Origin of the sequence: Pseudomonas retamae, assembly GCF_043496865.1 — a bacterium.
Taxonomy (GTDB): Bacteria; Pseudomonadota; Gammaproteobacteria; order Pseudomonadales; family Pseudomonadaceae; genus Aquipseudomonas; species Aquipseudomonas retamae.
Window position 1 is genome coordinate 676,113 of the sequence record NZ_JBIEIL010000003.1, and the last position, 16,746, is coordinate 692,858.

The 16,746-nt window shown below is 58.0% G+C and carries 17 protein-coding genes; all 17 read right to left on the bottom strand.

Annotated features, from left to right (window positions below; genetic code table 11):
• Nucleotides 1–103: 103 nt before the first annotated feature.
• Nucleotides 104–289, bottom strand: coding sequence for a hypothetical protein (locus tag ACGSLL_RS08195; RefSeq protein ID WP_394504753.1), 186 nt, complete (start codon nt 287–289; stop codon nt 104–106).
• Between the two features lie 192 nt (nt 290–481).
• A complete protein-coding gene (gene glmS, locus ACGSLL_RS08200; RefSeq protein ID WP_394504755.1) occupies nt 482–2,314 on the bottom strand; it encodes a glutamine--fructose-6-phosphate transaminase (isomerizing) in 1,833 nt (610 codons plus the stop codon).
• 2 nt (nt 2,315–2,316) lie between these two features.
• Nucleotides 2,317–3,093 carry a DeoR/GlpR family DNA-binding transcription regulator gene (locus ACGSLL_RS08205; protein WP_208939146.1) on the bottom strand — a complete coding sequence of 259 codons (777 nt, stop codon included), beginning with the start codon at nt 3,091–3,093 and terminating at the stop codon, nt 2,317–2,319.
• 208 nt (nt 3,094–3,301) lie between these two features.
• Nucleotides 3,302–4,669, bottom strand: coding sequence for a bifunctional UDP-N-acetylglucosamine diphosphorylase/glucosamine-1-phosphate N-acetyltransferase GlmU (gene glmU / locus ACGSLL_RS08210; protein ID WP_394504758.1), 1,368 nt, complete (start codon nt 4,667–4,669; stop codon nt 3,302–3,304).
• A gap of 118 nt (nt 4,670–4,787) precedes the next feature.
• Entirely contained in the window at nt 4,788–5,213 is a 426-nt protein-coding gene (locus ACGSLL_RS08215) for a F0F1 ATP synthase subunit epsilon (protein ID WP_016772407.1), read from the bottom strand.
• A gap of 45 nt (nt 5,214–5,258) precedes the next feature.
• The gene (atpD, locus tag ACGSLL_RS08220; RefSeq protein WP_090287822.1) at nt 5,259–6,638 is read right to left on the bottom strand and encodes a F0F1 ATP synthase subunit beta; all 1,380 of its coding nucleotides are present in this window, start codon (nt 6,636–6,638) and stop codon (nt 5,259–5,261) included.
• Between the two features lie 27 nt (nt 6,639–6,665).
• Nucleotides 6,666–7,526: a F0F1 ATP synthase subunit gamma gene (gene atpG, locus ACGSLL_RS08225; protein WP_007911960.1), complete on the bottom strand. Its 861-nt coding sequence runs from the start codon at nt 7,524–7,526 to the stop codon at nt 6,666–6,668.
• A 50-nt stretch (nt 7,527–7,576) separates the two neighbouring features.
• Nucleotides 7,577–9,121: a F0F1 ATP synthase subunit alpha gene (gene atpA / locus ACGSLL_RS08230; protein ID WP_016772405.1), complete on the bottom strand. Its 1,545-nt coding sequence runs from the start codon at nt 9,119–9,121 to the stop codon at nt 7,577–7,579.
• Nucleotides 9,122–9,142: 21 nt separating this feature from the next.
• Nucleotides 9,143–9,679: a F0F1 ATP synthase subunit delta gene (locus ACGSLL_RS08235; RefSeq protein ID WP_016772404.1), complete on the bottom strand. Its 537-nt coding sequence runs from the start codon at nt 9,677–9,679 to the stop codon at nt 9,143–9,145.
• A 12-nt stretch (nt 9,680–9,691) separates the two neighbouring features.
• Nucleotides 9,692–10,162, bottom strand: coding sequence for a F0F1 ATP synthase subunit B (locus ACGSLL_RS08240; RefSeq protein ID WP_016772403.1), 471 nt, complete (start codon nt 10,160–10,162; stop codon nt 9,692–9,694).
• 59 nt (nt 10,163–10,221) lie between these two features.
• Entirely contained in the window at nt 10,222–10,479 is a 258-nt protein-coding gene (gene atpE / locus ACGSLL_RS08245; RefSeq protein ID WP_003097235.1) for a F0F1 ATP synthase subunit C, read from the bottom strand.
• 133 nt (nt 10,480–10,612) lie between these two features.
• Complete coding sequence (gene atpB, locus ACGSLL_RS08250) at nt 10,613–11,482, bottom strand: F0F1 ATP synthase subunit A (protein ID WP_042607991.1); 870 nt, start codon at nt 11,480–11,482, stop codon at nt 10,613–10,615.
• Between the two features lie 16 nt (nt 11,483–11,498).
• Complete coding sequence (locus ACGSLL_RS08255) at nt 11,499–11,906, bottom strand: F0F1 ATP synthase subunit I (RefSeq protein WP_090287824.1); 408 nt, start codon at nt 11,904–11,906, stop codon at nt 11,499–11,501.
• Between the two features lie 148 nt (nt 11,907–12,054).
• Nucleotides 12,055–12,927 carry a ParB/RepB/Spo0J family partition protein gene (locus tag ACGSLL_RS08260; RefSeq protein ID WP_394504764.1) on the bottom strand — a complete coding sequence of 291 codons (873 nt, stop codon included), beginning with the start codon at nt 12,925–12,927 and terminating at the stop codon, nt 12,055–12,057.
• Nucleotides 12,928–12,936: 9 nt separating this feature from the next.
• Complete coding sequence (locus ACGSLL_RS08265; protein WP_203420125.1) at nt 12,937–13,734, bottom strand: ParA family protein; 798 nt, start codon at nt 13,732–13,734, stop codon at nt 12,937–12,939.
• Between the two features lie 18 nt (nt 13,735–13,752).
• On the bottom strand, nt 13,753–14,397 hold the full coding sequence (gene rsmG / locus ACGSLL_RS08270) for a 16S rRNA (guanine(527)-N(7))-methyltransferase RsmG (RefSeq protein ID WP_394504766.1): 645 nt from the start codon (nt 14,395–14,397) through the stop codon (nt 13,753–13,755).
• Nucleotides 14,394–16,292, bottom strand: a complete 1,899-nt coding sequence (gene mnmG / locus ACGSLL_RS08275) for a tRNA uridine-5-carboxymethylaminomethyl(34) synthesis enzyme MnmG (protein ID WP_394504768.1) — start codon at nt 16,290–16,292, stop codon at nt 14,394–14,396. The genes rsmG and mnmG overlap by 4 nt, the downstream gene beginning before the upstream one ends.
• Nucleotides 16,293–16,746: the final 454 nt, after the last annotated feature.

The following is a 16,746-nucleotide window of genomic DNA, read 5'->3' on the forward strand; positions in this document are numbered from 1 at the left end:
TACCCCCGGTGGGCCAATATGCTCACCGTGGAGGTATCAAAAGAGTTCAGCGGCCTTTGATAAGGCGCTGGGGGGAAGCGAGGCGGATGCTCGCCAGGAGGGATCAGTTGACGGGCTGCCAGAAGCCGTTCTGCTTGGCGGCCACGCACGCGGGCATGCGTTTGAGCTCGACCTGTGACGGTGCGGGGGATCGGCGCAGATAACCTTTCATCGCGTCGCTTGGCAACGCACTGGCAGAACAGGCACGCCTGTTGTGTGCATTAGCCAAGGCTGACGGGAAGATGATCATCGCAAGGTACTCTTCGAGACGTTATCCCTTGCCAGCAAATTCCAAGCCAACCGCTAACCCCCTCTGGAAAGGGGCTTTCAGTCACAGACAAACTGAATGTAAAAGACGTCACTGTGGTATACCGTAATATGGTGATACCAGCAGTAACGTCTACGGCGTACGACTTGCTACCCGTCGTGCCAAACGTGCGTGTTATTCCACCGTCACCGACTTCGCCAGATTACGCGGCTGATCCACGTCCGTGCCCTTGAGCACCGCGACGTAGTACGACAGCAACTGCAGCGGGATCGTGTAAAGGATCGGTGAGAGGATGTCGTGAATGTGCGGCATCTGTACCACGTGGGTGCCTTCGCCGTTGGTCATCGCCGCTTTTTCATCGGCGAAGACGATCAGTTCACCGCCACGGGCGCGCACTTCCTGCAGGTTGGATTTGAGTTTTTCCAGCAGTTCGTTGTTCGGCGCAACGGTGACCACCGGCATGTCGTTATCCACCAGCGCGAGCGGGCCGTGTTTGAGCTCGCCGGCCGGGTAGGCTTCGGCGTGGATGTAGGAGATTTCCTTGAGTTTCAAGGCACCTTCCATCGCCACCGGGAATTGCGCACCGCGACCGAGGAACAGGGTGTGGTTCTTCTCGGCGAACAGTTCAGCGATTTTTTCGACGGTGCTGTCCATCGCCAAGGCTTCGCCCAGACGGGTTGGCAGGCGACGCAGTTCTTCGACCAACGTGGCTTCAACGCCTTTGGCCAAAGTCCCGCGAACCTGGCCCAGCGACAGGGTCAGCAGCAGCAGGCCGACCAATTGCGTGGTGAAGGCTTTGGTCGAGGCGACGCCGATTTCGCGGCCGGCCTGGGTCAGCAGGGTCAGGTCGGATTCGCGCACCAGCGAACTGATGCCGACGTTGCAGATCGCCAGGCTGGCGAGGAAGCCGAGTTCCTTGGCGTTGCGCAGCGCGGCCAGGGTGTCGGCGGTTTCGCCCGATTGCGAGATGGTCACGAACAGCGTATCCGGTTGCACCACCACTTTGCGGTAGCGGAATTCGCTGGCGACTTCGACCTGGCACGGGATGCCGGCCAGTTCTTCCAGCCAGTACCGCGCAACCATGCCGGCGTGATAACTGGTGCCGCAGGCGACGATCTGCACATTGCGTACTTTTGCAAACAGCTCGGCGGCTTGCGGGCCGAAAGCCTGCACCAGCACCTGATCATTGCTCAGGCGGCCCTCGAGGGTGCGCTGCACCACCGCTGGCTGCTCGTGGATTTCCTTGAGCATGTAGTGGCGGAATTCGCCTTTGTCGGCGGCCTCGGCACCATCGGTGTACTGCACAGTCTGACGCTCGACGGCGTTACCGTCGACGTCCCAGATCTGCACGCTGTCGCGCTGAATTTCGGCGATATCGCCCTCTTCCAGGTACATGAAGCGGTCGGTGACCTGACGCAACGCCAGTTGATCGGAGGCGAGGAAGTTCTCGCCCAGACCCAAGCCGATCACCAACGGACTACCACTGCGCGCAGCGACCAGACGATCCGGTTGCTGCGCATTGATCACGGCCAGACCGTAAGCGCCGTGCAGTTCCTTGACGGTGGCTTTGAGCGCAGCGCTCAAATCCGGCTGCTGCTTGAGCTTTTCGGTGAGCAGGTGGGCAATGACTTCGGTGTCGGTGTCGGAAGTGAACACATAACCGAGCGCTTTCAGTTGTTCGCGCAGCGATTCGTGGTTTTCGATGATGCCGTTGTGCACCACCGCAATGTCACCGGAGAAATGCGGGTGGGCGTTGCGTTCGCACGGCGCGCCGTGAGTCGCCCAGCGCGTGTGGGCGATGCCGAGACGGCCGACCAGTGGCTGTTCGGCCAGCGCCGCTTCGAGCTCACTGACCTTGCCCGGGCGACGCACGCGCTCGAGGGTGGCGTCGTTGGTGTACACCGCAACACCCGCGCTGTCATAGCCGCGATACTCGAGGCGCTTGAGGCCTTCGAGCAAGATGGCAGTGATATTACGTTCAGCCACTGCGCCGACGATTCCACACATGTTTATTTCTCCTGACTGACAGCCGCAATAATCACGGTGATACCGCGGGCCTGAAGGTGATCGCGGGCCTCATCGGGCAGGCGATCATCGGTAATGAGGGTATGGACGCTGCTCCACGGCAGCTCCAGGTTGGGAATCTTGCGGCCGATCTTGTCGGCCTCAACCATAACGATAACTTCGCGTGCCACTTCAGCCATCACCCGGCTCAGGCCGAGCAGTTCATTGAAGGTGGTCGTCCCGCGCACCAGATCGATGCCATCGGCGCCAATGAACAACTGATCGAAGTCGTAGGAGCGTAGTACCTGCTCGGCGACCTGACCCTGGAAGGATTCCGAATGCGGATCCCAGGTGCCGCCGGTCATCAGCAGTACGGGCTCGTGTTCAAGCTCGCTCAAGGCATTGGCGACGTGCAGGGAGTTGGTCATCACCACCAGCCCCGGCTGCTGGCCGAGTTCGGGAATCATGGCGGCGGTGGTACTGCCGCTGTCGATAATGATCCGTGCATGTTCGCGGATGCGTTTCACCGCGGCGCGAGCAATCGCCTGTTTGTATCTGGAGACGCTCTGCGCAGTTTCTGCGACCAGTTCCTGCGGCATGCTGATCGCTCCGCCGTAACGGCGCAGCAACAGACCGTGACTTTCGAGCGCAGCCAGATCCTTGCGAATCGTAACTTCGGAGGTTTCGAAGCGCTTGGCCAATTCATCCACACTGACTTCGCCCCGCTCAGTTAGCAAGGCGAGGATGTTGTGGCGGCGCTGGGGCGTGTTGCGTTTCGACATGGCGGCTTATGTTTCGATTCGAAAGATAACGTAAGCAATCAAAACCTATCGAAACAATGCCGTCAAGCTGTCGCGAGAAAAATTCAGAAAATGAAGCGATTCGTATCGGAGCGAGCATGCTCGCGAAGGGGTCACTCAGGCTAATCGCTACACCTGATCAAACGCTTTCGCGAGCGGGCTCGCTCCCACAAAGAGGACTGTGGATAACTCAGGATTTCTTGATTTTCTCCGGCCGCTTCCAGCCGTCGATGTTTTTCTGTCGCGCACGACCTACGGCCAACTGCGCGTTATCCACATTCTGCGTGATCGTAGAACCGGCCGCCGTGGTTGCACCGTCGGAGATATCCACAGGCGCAACCAGCGAATTGTTGGAGCCGATGAACACATCCGCACCCAACACGGTTTTCCACTTGTTGGCGCCGTCGTAGTTGCAGGTGATGGTGCCGGCGCCGATGTTAGTGCGTGCACCGATTTCGGCATCGCCCAGATAGGTCAGGTGTCCCGCTTTCGCACCCTCACCCATGTGGGCGTTTTTCAACTCGACGAAGTTACCCACATGCGCACGCGCTTCAAGCACAGTGCCAGGACGCAGACGCGCGAACGGGCCGGCATCGCTGCCTTCGCCGAGAATCGCGCCTTCGATGTGGCTGTTGGCTTTGATCACCACACCTTTGCGCAGGGTACTGTCCTTGATCACGCAATTCGGGCCGATGACCACGTCATCTTCGATCACTACCTTGCCTTCGAGGATCACGTTGATATCGATCAGCACGTCACGACCGACGGTGACTTCACCACGTACATCAAAACGTGCCGGATCACGCAGGGTCACGCCTTGTGCCATCAAACGACGGCCGGCGCGCAGCTGATAGTGACGCTCCAGTTCGGACAGTTGCTTGCGATCGTTGGCGCCCTGCACTTCCATCGGGTCATGTGGTTGTTCGGTGGCCACCACCAGACCATCGCTGACCGCCATTTCGATCACGTCGGTCAGGTAGTACTCACCCTGGGCGTTGTTGTTCGACAGACGACTCATCCAGTCGGCGAGGCGATTGCCCGGCACGGCGAGAATGCCGGTGTTGCCTTCGGTAATCGTGCGCTGGGCTTCGCTGGCGTCTTTATGCTCAACGATGGCGGCAACCTTGCCATCAGCATCACGAACGATGCGACCATAACCGGTCGGATCGTCGAGTTCGACGGTGAGCAAACCCATCTGGCCCGGGACAATGTGCTTGAGCAAACGCTGCAGGGTTTCGACTTCGATCAGGGGCACGTCACCGTAAAGGATCAGCACTGTGTCGGCGGTAATGAAAGGCACCGCTTGCGCCGTGGCGTGGCCGGTACCGAGCTGCTGGTCCTGCAGGACGAAATTCAGATCATCGGCCGCCAGACGTTCACGCACCACATCGGCACCGTGCCCGATCACCACATGAATGCGCTGTGGGTCGAGCTGACGGGCGCTGTGGATAACATGGCCCAGCATGGAATCGCCGGCAATCGGGTGCAGCACCTTCGGCAGGGCCGAACGCATGCGGGTGCCTTGGCCGGCCGCGAGGATAACGATTTCAAGAGACATGACTGGCTACCAATCCTGGGTGGTCAGCGACTGCGACCGGGTTTCGGGAATTCGGAAAAGAAAAAAGGGTAGCCGAGGCTACCCTTTTTTATCAATCGCACAACAAGCGGCTGACGGATTAACCGCCAAACTTCTTGCGGATCTGCTGGACGGTGCGCAGCTGGGCTGCAGCCTCGGCCAGACGTGTGGCGGCGGCGCCGTAATCGAAGTCCGCGCCTTTTTCGTTCAGGGCATTCTCGGCAGCCTTGAGCGCTGCCTGAGCCTGAGCTTCATCCAGGTCGGCGGCACGTTGCACAGTATCGGCAAGCACCTTGACCATGTTCGGCTGAACCTCGAGGAAACCACCGGAGATGTAGAACACCTCGGCTTCCCCGCCTTGCTTGATCAGGCGGATCGGACCCGGCTTGAGATTAGTGATCAGCGGCGCGTGACCCAGAGCGATACCAAGATCACCCAGTGCACCGTGCGCAATCACCATCTCGACCAGGCCGGAAAAGATTTCCCCTTCCGCGCTGACGATATCGCAATGGACTGTCATAGCCATCTGATTGCCTCAACCTAAATTAGCGCCCGTTGCCGGGCGCCGGGATTACAGTTTCTTGGCTTTCTCGATCGCTTCTTCGATGCCGCCAACCATGTAGAACGCTTGTTCTGGCAGGTGGTCGTAGTCACCGTTGAGGATGCCTTTGAAGCCAGCAATGGTGTCTTTCAGGGAAACGTATTTACCCGAAGCACCGGTGAAGACTTCAGCCACGAAGAACGGCTGCGACAAGAAGCGCTGGATCTTACGAGCACGGTTTACCAACTGCTTGTCGGCTTCCGACAGCTCGTCCATACCCAGGATCGCAATGATGTCCTTCAGTTCTTTGTAACGTTGCAGAACGTACTGAACGCCGCGAGCGGTGTCGTAGTGGTCCTGGCCGATCACGTTCGGGTCCAGCTGGCGCGAAGTCGAATCCAGTGGGTCTACCGCCGGGTAGATACCCAGGGAAGCGATGTCACGGGACAGAACGACGGTGGCGTCCAGGTGGGCGAAGGTGGTCGCTGGCGACGGGTCGGTCAAGTCATCCGCCGGTACGTATACCGCCTGGATCGAAGTGATCGAACCTTCCTTGGTCGAAGTGATACGTTCCTGCAGAACGCCCATCTCTTCAGCCAGGGTCGGCTGGTAACCTACTGCCGAAGGCATACGGCCCAGCAGTGCGGATACTTCAGTACCGGCCAGGGTGTAACGATAGATGTTGTCGACGAACAGCAGAACGTCGTTACCTTCGTCACGGAACTTCTCGGCCATGGTCAGGCCGGTCAGGGCTACGCGCAGACGGTTTCCCGGCGGCTCGTTCATCTGACCGTAAACCAGTGCCACTTTGTCCAGAACGTTGGAATCCTTCATCTCGTGGTAGAAGTCGTTACCCTCACGAGTACGCTCACCCACACCGGCGAACACGGAATAACCGCTGTGCTCGATGGCGATGTTACGGATCAGTTCCATCATGTTTACGGTTTTGCCTACACCGGCACCACCGAACAGACCGACTTTACCGCCCTTGGCGAACGGGCAAACCAGGTCGATAACCTTGATGCCGGTTTCCAGCAGGTCGTTGCCGCCCGCTTGTTCCGCGAAGGAAGGCGCAGGACGGTGAATGCCCCAGCGTTCTTCGGTGTCGATCGGGCCAGCTTCGTCGATCGGGTTGCCGAGGACGTCCATGATCCGGCCCAGGGTCGCTTTACCGACCGGTACGGAGATGGCTGCGCCAGAGTCGCTGACTTCCAGACCGCGCTTCAAGCCCTCGGTGGAACCCATCGCAATGGTACGAACCACGCCGTCGCCCAGCTGCTGCTGAACTTCCAGAGTGGTTGCGGCCGCGCTTTGTACAGTCAGCGCGTTGTAGATGCTCGGTACGCTGTCGCGTGGAAATTCCACGTCGATAACGGCGCCGATGATTTGAACGATACGTCCGCTACTCATAGCTGGATCCTCTGAATATTTGAACCGTTAAACCGCGGCAGCGCCGCCGACGATTTCCGAGATCTCTTGGGTGATCGCAGCCTGACGCGCCTTGTTGTAGATCAGCTGCAAATCGCTGATCAAATCACCGGCGTTGTCGGTAGCGTTCTTCATCGCGATCATCCGCGCAGCTTGTTCAGCCGCGTTGTTCTCGACCACCGCCTGGTAGACCTGCGACTCGACGTAACGGACCATCAAGCCGTCAAGCAGCTCTTTGGCGTCCGGTTCGTAGAGATAGTCCCAGTGGTGCTTGAGATCCTGATCCGGGGTGGCCACCAGTGGAATCAACTGCTCCACGGTAGGCTGTTGCGTCATGGTGTTGATGAACTTGTTGGACACCACGGACAAGCGGTCAATACGGCCGTCCAGGTAGGCATCCAGCATCACCTTGACGCTGCCGATCAGATCATTGATCGACGGCTCTTCACCCAGGTGGCTGATAGCTGCAACGACGTTACCGCCGAAGTTGCGGAAAAAGGCCGCACCCTTGCTACCAACGACACACAGATCAATCTCGACGCCGTTTTCGCGGTTTACCGCCATGTCCTTGACCAGGGCCTTGAACAGGTTGGTGTTCAAGCCGCCGCACAGACCACGGTCACTGCTCACGACGACATAACCGACGCGCTTGATTTCGCGGTCGATCATGAACGGGTGGCGGTATTCCGGGTTGGCGTTGGCCAGATGCCCAATTACCTGGCGGATACGCTCCGCATAAGGACGGCTAGCAGCCATGCGCATTTGTGCCTTGCGCATTTTGCTGACCGCCACTTTTTCCATGGCGCTGGTAATCTTTTGCGTGCTTTTGATGCTCGCAATCTTACTGCGAATCTCTTTTGCGCCTGCCATGTAACACCTATCAGGTTAGCAAGCGGGAGCCTCGCGGCTCCCGCTGCGGCTTACCAGGTTTGGGTGGCCTTGAACTTCTCGATACCGGCTTTCATGCCAGCGTCGATTTCGTCATTGAAGTCACCTTTAACGTTGATCTTCGCCATCAAATCGGCGTGATCGCGGTTGAAGAAAGCAATCAGCGCTTGTTCGAAGCTGCCGACCTTGGCGATTTCAATGTCAGTCAGGAACCCACGCTCAGCGGCATACAGCGACAGCGCCATGTCAGCGATCGACATTGGTGCGTATTGCTTCTGCTTCATCAGCTCGGTAACGCGCTGACCATGCTCAAGTTGCTTGCGGGTCGCTTCGTCCAGGTCAGAAGCGAACTGGGCGAATGCCGCCAGTTCACGGTACTGAGCCAGAGCGGTACGGATACCACCGGAGAGCTTCTTGATGATCTTGGTCTGAGCGGCACCACCCACACGGGATACCGAAACACCGGCGTTCACTGCAGGGCGGATGCCCGAGTTGAACATGGCCGATTCCAGGAAGATCTGACCGTCGGTGATGGAAATCACGTTGGTCGGAACGAACGCGGAAACGTCGCCAGCCTGGGTTTCGATGATCGGCAGTGCGGTCAGGGAACCGGTTTTGCCGGTCACTGCGCCGTTGGTGAACTTCTCGACGTATTCTTCGGAAACGCGCGATGCACGCTCCAGCAGACGGGAGTGGAGATAGAACACGTCGCCTGGGTAAGCTTCACGGCCTGGTGGACGGCGCAGCAACAGGGAAATCTGGCGGTAAGCCACTGCCTGCTTGGACAGATCGTCATAAACGATCAGCGCGTCTTCACCGCGGTCGCGGAAGAATTCACCCATGGTGCAACCGGAGTACGGTGCCAGGAACTGCAGCGCAGGAGATTCCGAAGCACTGGCAGCCACGATGATCGTGTTGGCCAGGGCGCCGTTTTCTTCCAGCTTGCGAACCACGTTGGCGATGGTCGATTGCTTCTGACCGATGGCTACGTAGACGCAGAAAATGCCGCTGTCTTTCTGGTTGATGATCGCGTCGATTGCCAGAGCGGTCTTGCCGATCTGACGGTCGCCGATGATCAGCTCACGCTGGCCACGGCCGACAGGGATCATGGCATCGACAGCCTTGTAGCCAGTCTGTACAGGCTGGTCTACCGACTTACGCCAGATCACGCCTGGAGCAACTTTCTCGACCGCGTCGGTCTCGGTGTTGCCCAGTGGACCTTTGCCGTCAACAGGGTTACCCAGTGCATCGACTACGCGGCCCAGCAATTCCTTACCAACAGGAACTTCGAGGATGCGGCCGGTGCACTTGGCGCTCATGCCTTCAGCCAGCGACTGGTAGGAGCCCAATACCACGGCACCTACGGAGTCCTGCTCCAGGTTGAGGGCCATACCGTAGACGCCGCCCGGAAACTCGATCATCTCGCCGTACATGACGTCGGCCAGACCGTGAATCCGCACGATGCCGTCAGATACGCTGACGACAGTGCCTTCGTTACGGGCTTGGGAGGTCACATCGAGCTTGTCGATGCGGCCCTTGATAATTTCACTTATTTCGGAAGGATTGAGTTGCTGCATTGCTCTGCTGCCCCTTCAAACTCAAGATTTCAATGCTTCGGCAAGTTTCGCGATTTTGCCGCGAATCGAGCCATCGATAACCAGGTCGCCGGCGCGGATCACGACACCACCAATCAAGGCAGCGTCCTCCGCAACTTGCAGGCGCACTTCCCGGTTGAGTCGTGCACTGAGAACCTTGGCGAGTTTGTCTTGCTGTTCTTGGTTCAATGCGAAAGCACTGGTCACTTCAACGTCTACCGATTTCTCTTGTTCGGCCTTGTACAGGTCGAACAGAGCGGCGATCTCCGGCAGAAGCAGGAGACGGTCGTTTTCGGCAACGACGTTGATGAAGTTGCGTGCTTTTTCATCAAACTTGTCGCCGCACACGTCAATGAACGTGGCGGCCTTTTCTGCGCTCGTCAGTCGCGGGGCCTTGAGCACGCGCTGCAGGGTGTCGTCTTGCGACACCGCTGCTGCCAGGCCGAGCATGGCTGACCAATTGGCCAGTTGCTGGTGGGCCTGAGCGTGCTCGAAGGCCGCCTTAGCGTAAGGTCGGGCCAACGTGGTCAGTTCTGCCATGATCGCCCTCGCTTAGATTTCAGCAGCCAGTTGGTTAACCAGCTCTGCGTGCGCGTTTTGATCGATTGTGGCACCCAGGATCTTCTCGGCGCCGCCAACAGCCAGCAAGCCCACTTGGGCACGCAGCTTGTCTTTGACGCTGTTCAGTTCCTGTTCGATCTCGGCTTGAGCCTGAACCTTCACACGGTCAGCGTCGATACGGGCTTTTTCAACAGCCTCTTCGACGATCTGGTTACCGCGTTTCTTGGCTTGCTCGATGATTTCAGCTGCCTGAGCTTTCGCTTCGCGCAGTTGCTGACCCGCTTTTTCTTGGGCCAACTCCAGGTCGCGAGCTGCACGGCTGGCAGCGTCCAGACCATCAGCGATCTTCTTTTGACGTTCGTGCAGAGCAGCGATGACCGGAGGCCATACATACTTCATGCAGAACAGTACAAAAATCAGGAACGCAACGGACTGGCCAATCAGGGTCGCATTAATGTTCACGCCAACACCTCGCAGTTACGTTGTCCATCACACCAGATTACTCGGAAGACTCCGGGTAATCAGCCAGCGATCTGACCAACGAACGGGTTCGCAAAGGTGAAGAACAGAGCGATACCAACACCGATCATGGTTACGGCGTCGAGCAGACCGGCAACGATGAACATTTTAACTTGCAGCATTGGAACCATTTCTGGCTGACGCGCTGCGCCTTCCAGGAACTTGCCGCCCAGCAGGCCGAAACCAATTGCGGTACCCAGTGCGCCCAGGCCGATCAACAGTGCAACAGCGATAGCGGTTAGACCAACTACAGTTTCCATCTTTCCTCCCGACTTTTACGTCGTATGGTTTAGGTTTTTTAGATTAAAGCGGTAAAACAAATCGTTTCAGGTGCCCTGTGAAGAGCCCCCTCCCGTTTGACCGGGAGGGACATCAGACTAGTCGAGACTGGTCTTAATGGTTTTCTTCGTGCGCCATCGACAGATAGACGATGGTCAGCATCATGAAGATGAACGCCTGCAGCGTGATGATCAGGATGTGGAACACTGCCCACGCCCACTGCAGAACAACGCCCAGGCCGCTCAGCCAGAGCAGGCCGCTGCCGAACATCACAGCGATCAGAATGAACACCAGCTCGCCGGCATACATGTTGCCGAACAGACGCAGAGCCAGAGAGATCGGCTTGGCGATCAGGGTCACGAATTCCAGCAGGAAGTTCACCGGGATCAGCAGCGCTTGAACAAAGATGTTCTTGCTGCCGAACGGGTGTAGGGTCAGTTCGCCGATGAAGCCGCCGATGCCCTTGACCTTGATGCTGTAGAAAATGATCAGCGCAAACACCGAGAACGCCATGCCCAGGGTCGCGTTCGGGTCGGTGGTCGACACGGCGCGGAACGGGATGTGGTGGTCGCCGGAGATCAGGATGGCCAGCTGAGGAATCCAGTCGACCGGTACCAGATCGACGGCGTTCATCAGGAACACCCAGACGAAGATGGTCAGTGCCAGCGGTGCGATCACCGGGCTACGGCCATGGAAGCTGTCTTTCACGCTGCCATCGACGAATTCGACCAATACTTCAACGAAGTTCTGCAAAGCACCCGGCTGACCCGAAGTCGCTTTCTTTGCCGCCATGCGGAAAAGAAGCACGAAGATCAGACCCAACGCGACCGACCAGCCGAGGGTATCGACGTGGAAAGCCCAGAAGCCCATTTCCTTGGCCTCTGCTGCGGTGTGGGCAAAGCCCCAGCCGCCGTTGGGTAGCTGACCGAAGGTCAGGTTCTGCAAGTGGTGCTGGATATAGCCCGAAGCGGTTGTTTCTGCCATGGTTGCCTCAAACGCCCTAAGGTCTCGAAAGTCTTGTTCTCATCAGCAGGGGAGCGAACCAGCTGACCGACTGCGTCAGCACGAACACGCCGAATACTGCGATCGGCGCCAGTGGCTTCACACCTGCGAACACCAGTGCAAACAGCACTGCCGTCAAAATCAGTTTGCCTGCCTCGCCGGCATAAAAAGACCGGACGATGGACTGGGCTGCTCGGGCGCCGGAAAACCGAAATGCCCTGTGAGCGAAATAAACATTGGGCAGCAAGGCTATCAGGCCTCCGCAAAGTCCCGAGTATCCGGCAACGACTCCATGCCATTGCCAGAGCGCCAACGCGGCAATCAGCAAAACGACAAATTGAGCCATCAGCACCGGAAAAACCGCCAGGCGATGGAACGGCAGGCGGTTTGGCTTGCGGGTTTCCATCACGTTTGCTCTCCAATGGTCGGCTGCCAGAATTCACTAACTTGGCATAATTTGTGCCGACAAAATGCGCGCAGAGTATAGGGGCGGTTCTGCCCCTATTCAACTGTCAGGTAGTGATTTCCGACTGCGCGCTACATGAGGAAATGTTTCAGCGGATGTGTGCGAGCACACCTTGAAGCTCATCGAGCGAGTTGTAACCAATCACCAATTGGCCTTTGCCCTTCTTGCCGTGGCGAATCTGCACCGCAGAGCCTAGGCGCTCGGCCAGTCGCTGCTCGAGGCGAGCAATGTCCGGATCGGGTTTGGCGGCTTCGACAGGCTCCGGTTTGCCACTCAACCACTGGCGAACCAGCGCCTCAGTTTGGCGCACGGTCAGCCCTCGTGCGACAACATGTCGCGCCCCTTCGACCTGCTGATGGTCCGGCAGACCGAGCAAGGCACGGGCGTGGCCCATTTCCAGATCGCCGTGGGATAGCATGGTCTTGATGACTTCCGGCAACGCAATAAGTCGCAACAGGTTAGCCACAGTCACGCGGGACTTACCCACAGCCTCGGCCACCTGCTGCTGAGTCAGCTGGAATTCCTGCTGCAAACGCTGCAGAGCGACGGCTTCTTCAATCGGGCTAAGGTCTTCGCGCTGGATGTTCTCGATCAGCGCAATGGCGATCGCGGTTTCATCGGGCACATCGCGAACCATGGCCGGAATGGTTTCCTGCCCGGCCTGCTGGCTGGCACGCCAACGACGCTCACCGGCAATGATCTCGAAGCGACCCTCGCCAATCGGGCGCACCACGATCGGTTGCATTACGCCTTGAGCCTTGATCGATGACGCCAGTTCTTCCAGCGCCTGCGGATCCATGTCCCGACGCGGCTGGTATTTGCCGCGCTGAAGCAGGTCCAGCGGCAAATGCTGCAATTCCCGGGTATCAGCCTGCGCGGCCTGTTCTTCCAGGGCGCTGACCGTCGGACCGCTCAGCAGTGCATCCAGTCCACGTCCGAGACCTCGTTTCTTGACGGCCATGAGGTTTCCTTAAGTTGGCTGGGCAGCGGCGATGCGTGAATTTTTGCGCTGACGGCGAACCATCTCGCCCGCCAGTGCCAGATAGGCCAGCGCGCCGCGCGATTGCTTGTCGTACGCCAGCGCCGGCATGCCGTAGCTCGGCGCTTCGGCCAGACGGATGTTGCGCGGAATCACTGTGTCGTACAGCTGCTCGCCGAAGTGCTCCTTGAGCTGTGCCGACACGTCGTTCATCAGGCTCAGGCGCGGGTCATACATGGTCCGCAACAGCCCCTCGACTTTCAGGTTCGGGTTGAGCAGTTCCGCGATGCGCTTGATGTTATCCACAAGGTCGCTCAAGCCTTCGAGCGCGAAATACTCGCATTGCATGGGGATAATTACCCCGTCGGAGGCGACCAGCGCGTTCAGCGTGAGCATCGACAGCGACGGCGGGCAGTCGATCAAAATGTAATCGTAGTTGTCGCGGATCGGCGCCAGCGCGCTGCGCAGACGGCTTTCCTTCATCTGCATTTCCAGCAGCACCACTTCGGCCGCGGTCAGATCGCGGTTGGCCGGCAGCAGCTGATAACCGCCATGTTCGGAAAAATGCATGGCCTGACCCAGATCGCATTCACCGATCAGCAGGTCGTAGACCGAATTTTCCAGGCCATGTTTATCCACACCGCTACCCATGGTGGCGTTGCCCTGTGGATCGAGATCGATCAGCAGCACCCGGCGCTTGGTCGCGACCAGCGATGCTGCGAGGTTGATACAGGTGGTGGTCTTGCCCACACCACCCTTCTGGTTCGCTATCGCGAATACCTTAGCCATTCTTGCTTGTGTTCCCAATCATGCCGTGCGGCGCAGTATCAGCAGATGGCGTTGGCCTTGGCAACCGGGTACGGCCAGGGCGTGTTCGCTATCGAGTTTGAAGTCTGCCGGCAATGCTACCAGCTCATCGGCCGGATGAACGCCCTTCATTGCCAGCCAGCGTGTATCGGCATAGCCCAGGTGGCGAGTCCAGTTACTGAAGTTCTCCATGCTGCTGAACGCCCGGGAAATGATCCCGGTGAACGGCTGCGCGGGCTGGAACGCCTCAACACGACTGTGGATAACTTGCAGATTATCCAGTTTGAGTTCGAGTTTGACCTGAGTCAGGAAGCGGGTTTTCTTGCCGTTGCTGTCCAGGCAGGACACTTGCGAATCCGGAAACAGGATCGCCAACGGGATTCCCGGCATACCGCCGCCGCTGCCGACGTCGAGCCAGCGGCCGTTTTCGATGAACGACATCACGCTCAGACTATCGAGCAAATGACGAGAAACCATTTCGTCCGGATCGCGCACAGCGGTCAGGTTGTAGGCCTGGTTCCATTTGATCAACAGAGCCAGATAACCCAGCAGCAAGTCGTGTTGGGTTTCAGTGAGATTGACACCGAGCGCGCGGGCCCCTGTGGATAACTCTTCGGCATGTTGCGAAGTGACCTTAGAACTCAAGCGCTTTGCTCCAACTGACGGCCCGCGCCGCGTTTTTTCAAATGAATCATCAACAGCGAAATGGCTGCCGGGGTCACGCCCGGGATCCGCGAAGCCTGCCCGAGCGTCTCGGGACGAGTCGCGCCGAGCTTGCTCTGGATCTCCTTGGAGAGGCCGGAAATGTTGGTGTATTCGATATCCACAGGCAGTTTCGTGTCTTCACTTGCGCGCAAACGGGCGATTTCATCCTGTTGACGATCGATGTAACCGGCGTATTTGGTCCTGATTTCGACCTGCTCGGCGACTTGCGGATCGTCGGCGCCGTTGCCGGTCACCTCGACCAGACCCGCATAGTCGATTTCCGGGCGGCTCAGCAGATTGAGCAAGTTGTATTCGTGGGTCAACGGCGTGCCGAATTTCTCGGCAATCGCATCGCCCTGTTGCGTGTTCGGGCGCACCCAGGTGCTTTTCAGGCGCTGTTCTTCCAGATCGATGCTTTCGCGCTTCTTGCAGAACGCCGCCCAACGCGCGTCATCGACCAGACCGAGCTCGCGGCCTTTTTCGGTCAAACGCAGGTCGGCGTTGTCCTCACGCAGGATCAGGCGGTACTCGGCGCGGGAAGTGAACATGCGGTACGGCTCTTGGGTACCCAATGTGATCAAGTCATCGACCAACACACCGATGTACGCTTCATCGCGGCGCGGGCACCAGGCTTCTTTGCCCTTGGCGAGCAGCGCCGCGTTGGCGCCAGCGAGCAAACCTTGTGCACCAGCTTCTTCGTAACCGGTAGTGCCGTTGATCTGACCGGCAAAGAACAGGCCGCCAATAACCTTGGTCTCGAGGCTGTACTTGAGGTCGCGAGGATCGAAGTAGTCGTACTCGATCGCATAACCTGGACGCACGATGTGCGCGTTTTCCATGCCGCGGATCGATTGCACGATCTGCAATTGCACATCGAACGGCAAGCTTGTGGATATCCCGTTCGGGTACAGCTCATGGGTGGTCAGTCCTTCCGGTTCGATGAACACCTGATGGCTTTCCTTGTCGGCAAAGCGATGGATCTTGTCTTCGATCGACGGGCAGTAACGTGGGCCGATGCCCTCGATTTCGCCGGCGGCGGAATACATCGGCGAACGATCGAGGTTCGCCGCGATGATTTCGTGGGTGCGGGCGTTGGTGTGGGTAATCCAGCAGCTGACCTGGCGTGGATGCTGTTCCTTGTTGCCCATGAACGACATCACCGGGATCGGCGTATCGCCGGGCTGCTCGGTCATTACCGAGAAATCCACAGACTTGCCGTCGATACGCGGCGGGGTGCCGGTTTTCAAGCGGCCGACGCGCAGAGGCAGTTCACGCAAACGGTGCGCCAGCGCGATCGACGGCGGATCACCGGCGCGACCGCCCGAGAAATTCTGCAGACCGATGTGGATAAGTCCACCTAGGAACGTACCGGTGGTCAACACCACGGAGTCGGCGAGAAACCGCAGACCCATTTGCGTGACAACACCACGGACCTGTTCCTGCTCGACGATCAGGTCATCCGCCGCTTGTTGAAATATCCACAGGTTCGGCTGGTTTTCCAGGATTTCGCGGACAGCAGCTTTGTACAGAATGCGGTCGGCTTGCGCGCGGGTCGCCCGAACGGCCGGGCCTTTACGGCTGTTCAACACGCGAAACTGGATACCACCCAAATCAGTAGCCATGGCCATCGCGCCGCCGAGGGCGTCGATTTCCTTGACCAGATGGCTTTTGCCAATGCCACCGATGGCCGGGTTGCAACTCATGGCACCGAGGGTTTCCACGTTATGCGTCAGCAACAGGGTTTTTGCCCCCATACGTGCTGAGGCCAGTGCTGCCTCGGTACCGGCATGACCGCCGCCGATGACGATCACTTCAAAACGGGAAGGGAAATCCACCACGCACCTCGTGCCTGCTTAATAGGTCATTCAGGAAATAGTTGAGCTCAGGTTTCTGGACCTGGTCGACAAGTATAGGGACTTCGCCCTTCCTAAAGAACCCTCTGCACAAAATTTAACCAGCTGTGGAGAACTTGCGGTTAAAAGAATAAAAAAGAGAGAAATTTATAAAACCTTTGTTTTTATGTTTATTCTTACTGACCCTGTTTTCTGTGGATAGATCTCTACAGACCTTTATTTATATGCTGTACAGAGATTCAAAACCCTGTGCTCATGTGCCAATAAGGGCGTTGGATAAGCCTTGTAAGCCTGTGGATGAAAGGGTTGGTTATCCACAGAGGGGTTTATATCCAGTTTTGAAGCCCTGTTATCAACCGACCTTAGTGGCAGTTATTCACAGGGCTTAATCCACAGAAAACGTCCAAACGATGGATACAGAACGCTAAAAAGGCAC

Bases quoted from the DNA above. Each gene is read 5' to 3' on its own strand.
- ACGSLL_RS08260 (WP_394504764.1), bottom strand. From the start codon at position 12,927: ATGGCCGTCAAGAAACGAGGTCTCGGACGTGGACTGGATGCACTGCTG.
- ACGSLL_RS08255 (WP_090287824.1), bottom strand. From the start codon at position 11,906: ATGGAAACCCGCAAGCCAAACCGCCTGCCGTTCCATCGCCTGGCGGTT.
- atpA (WP_016772405.1), bottom strand. From the start codon at position 9,121: ATGCAGCAACTCAATCCTTCCGAAATAAGTGAAATTATCAAGGGCCGC.
- atpB (WP_042607991.1), bottom strand. From the start codon at position 11,482: ATGGCAGAAACAACCGCTTCGGGCTATATCCAGCACCACTTGCAGAAC.
- glmU (WP_394504758.1), bottom strand. From the start codon at position 4,669: ATGTCTCTTGAAATCGTTATCCTCGCGGCCGGCCAAGGCACCCGCATG.
- ACGSLL_RS08215 (WP_016772407.1), bottom strand. From the start codon at position 5,213: ATGGCTATGACAGTCCATTGCGATATCGTCAGCGCGGAAGGGGAAATC.
- atpE (WP_003097235.1), bottom strand. From the start codon at position 10,479: ATGGAAACTGTAGTTGGTCTAACCGCTATCGCTGTTGCACTGTTGATC.
- ACGSLL_RS08195 (WP_394504753.1), bottom strand. From the start codon at position 289: ATGATCATCTTCCCGTCAGCCTTGGCTAATGCACACAACAGGCGTGCC.
- glmS (WP_394504755.1), bottom strand. From the start codon at position 2,314: ATGTGTGGAATCGTCGGCGCAGTGGCTGAACGTAATATCACTGCCATC.
- atpD (WP_090287822.1), bottom strand. From the start codon at position 6,638: ATGAGTAGCGGACGTATCGTTCAAATCATCGGCGCCGTTATCGACGTG.
- ACGSLL_RS08265 (WP_203420125.1), bottom strand. From the start codon at position 13,734: ATGGCTAAGGTATTCGCGATAGCGAACCAGAAGGGTGGTGTGGGCAAG.
- atpG (WP_007911960.1), bottom strand. From the start codon at position 7,526: ATGGCAGGCGCAAAAGAGATTCGCAGTAAGATTGCGAGCATCAAAAGC.
- ACGSLL_RS08235 (WP_016772404.1), bottom strand. From the start codon at position 9,679: ATGGCAGAACTGACCACGTTGGCCCGACCTTACGCTAAGGCGGCCTTC.
- ACGSLL_RS08205 (WP_208939146.1), bottom strand. From the start codon at position 3,093: ATGTCGAAACGCAACACGCCCCAGCGCCGCCACAACATCCTCGCCTTG.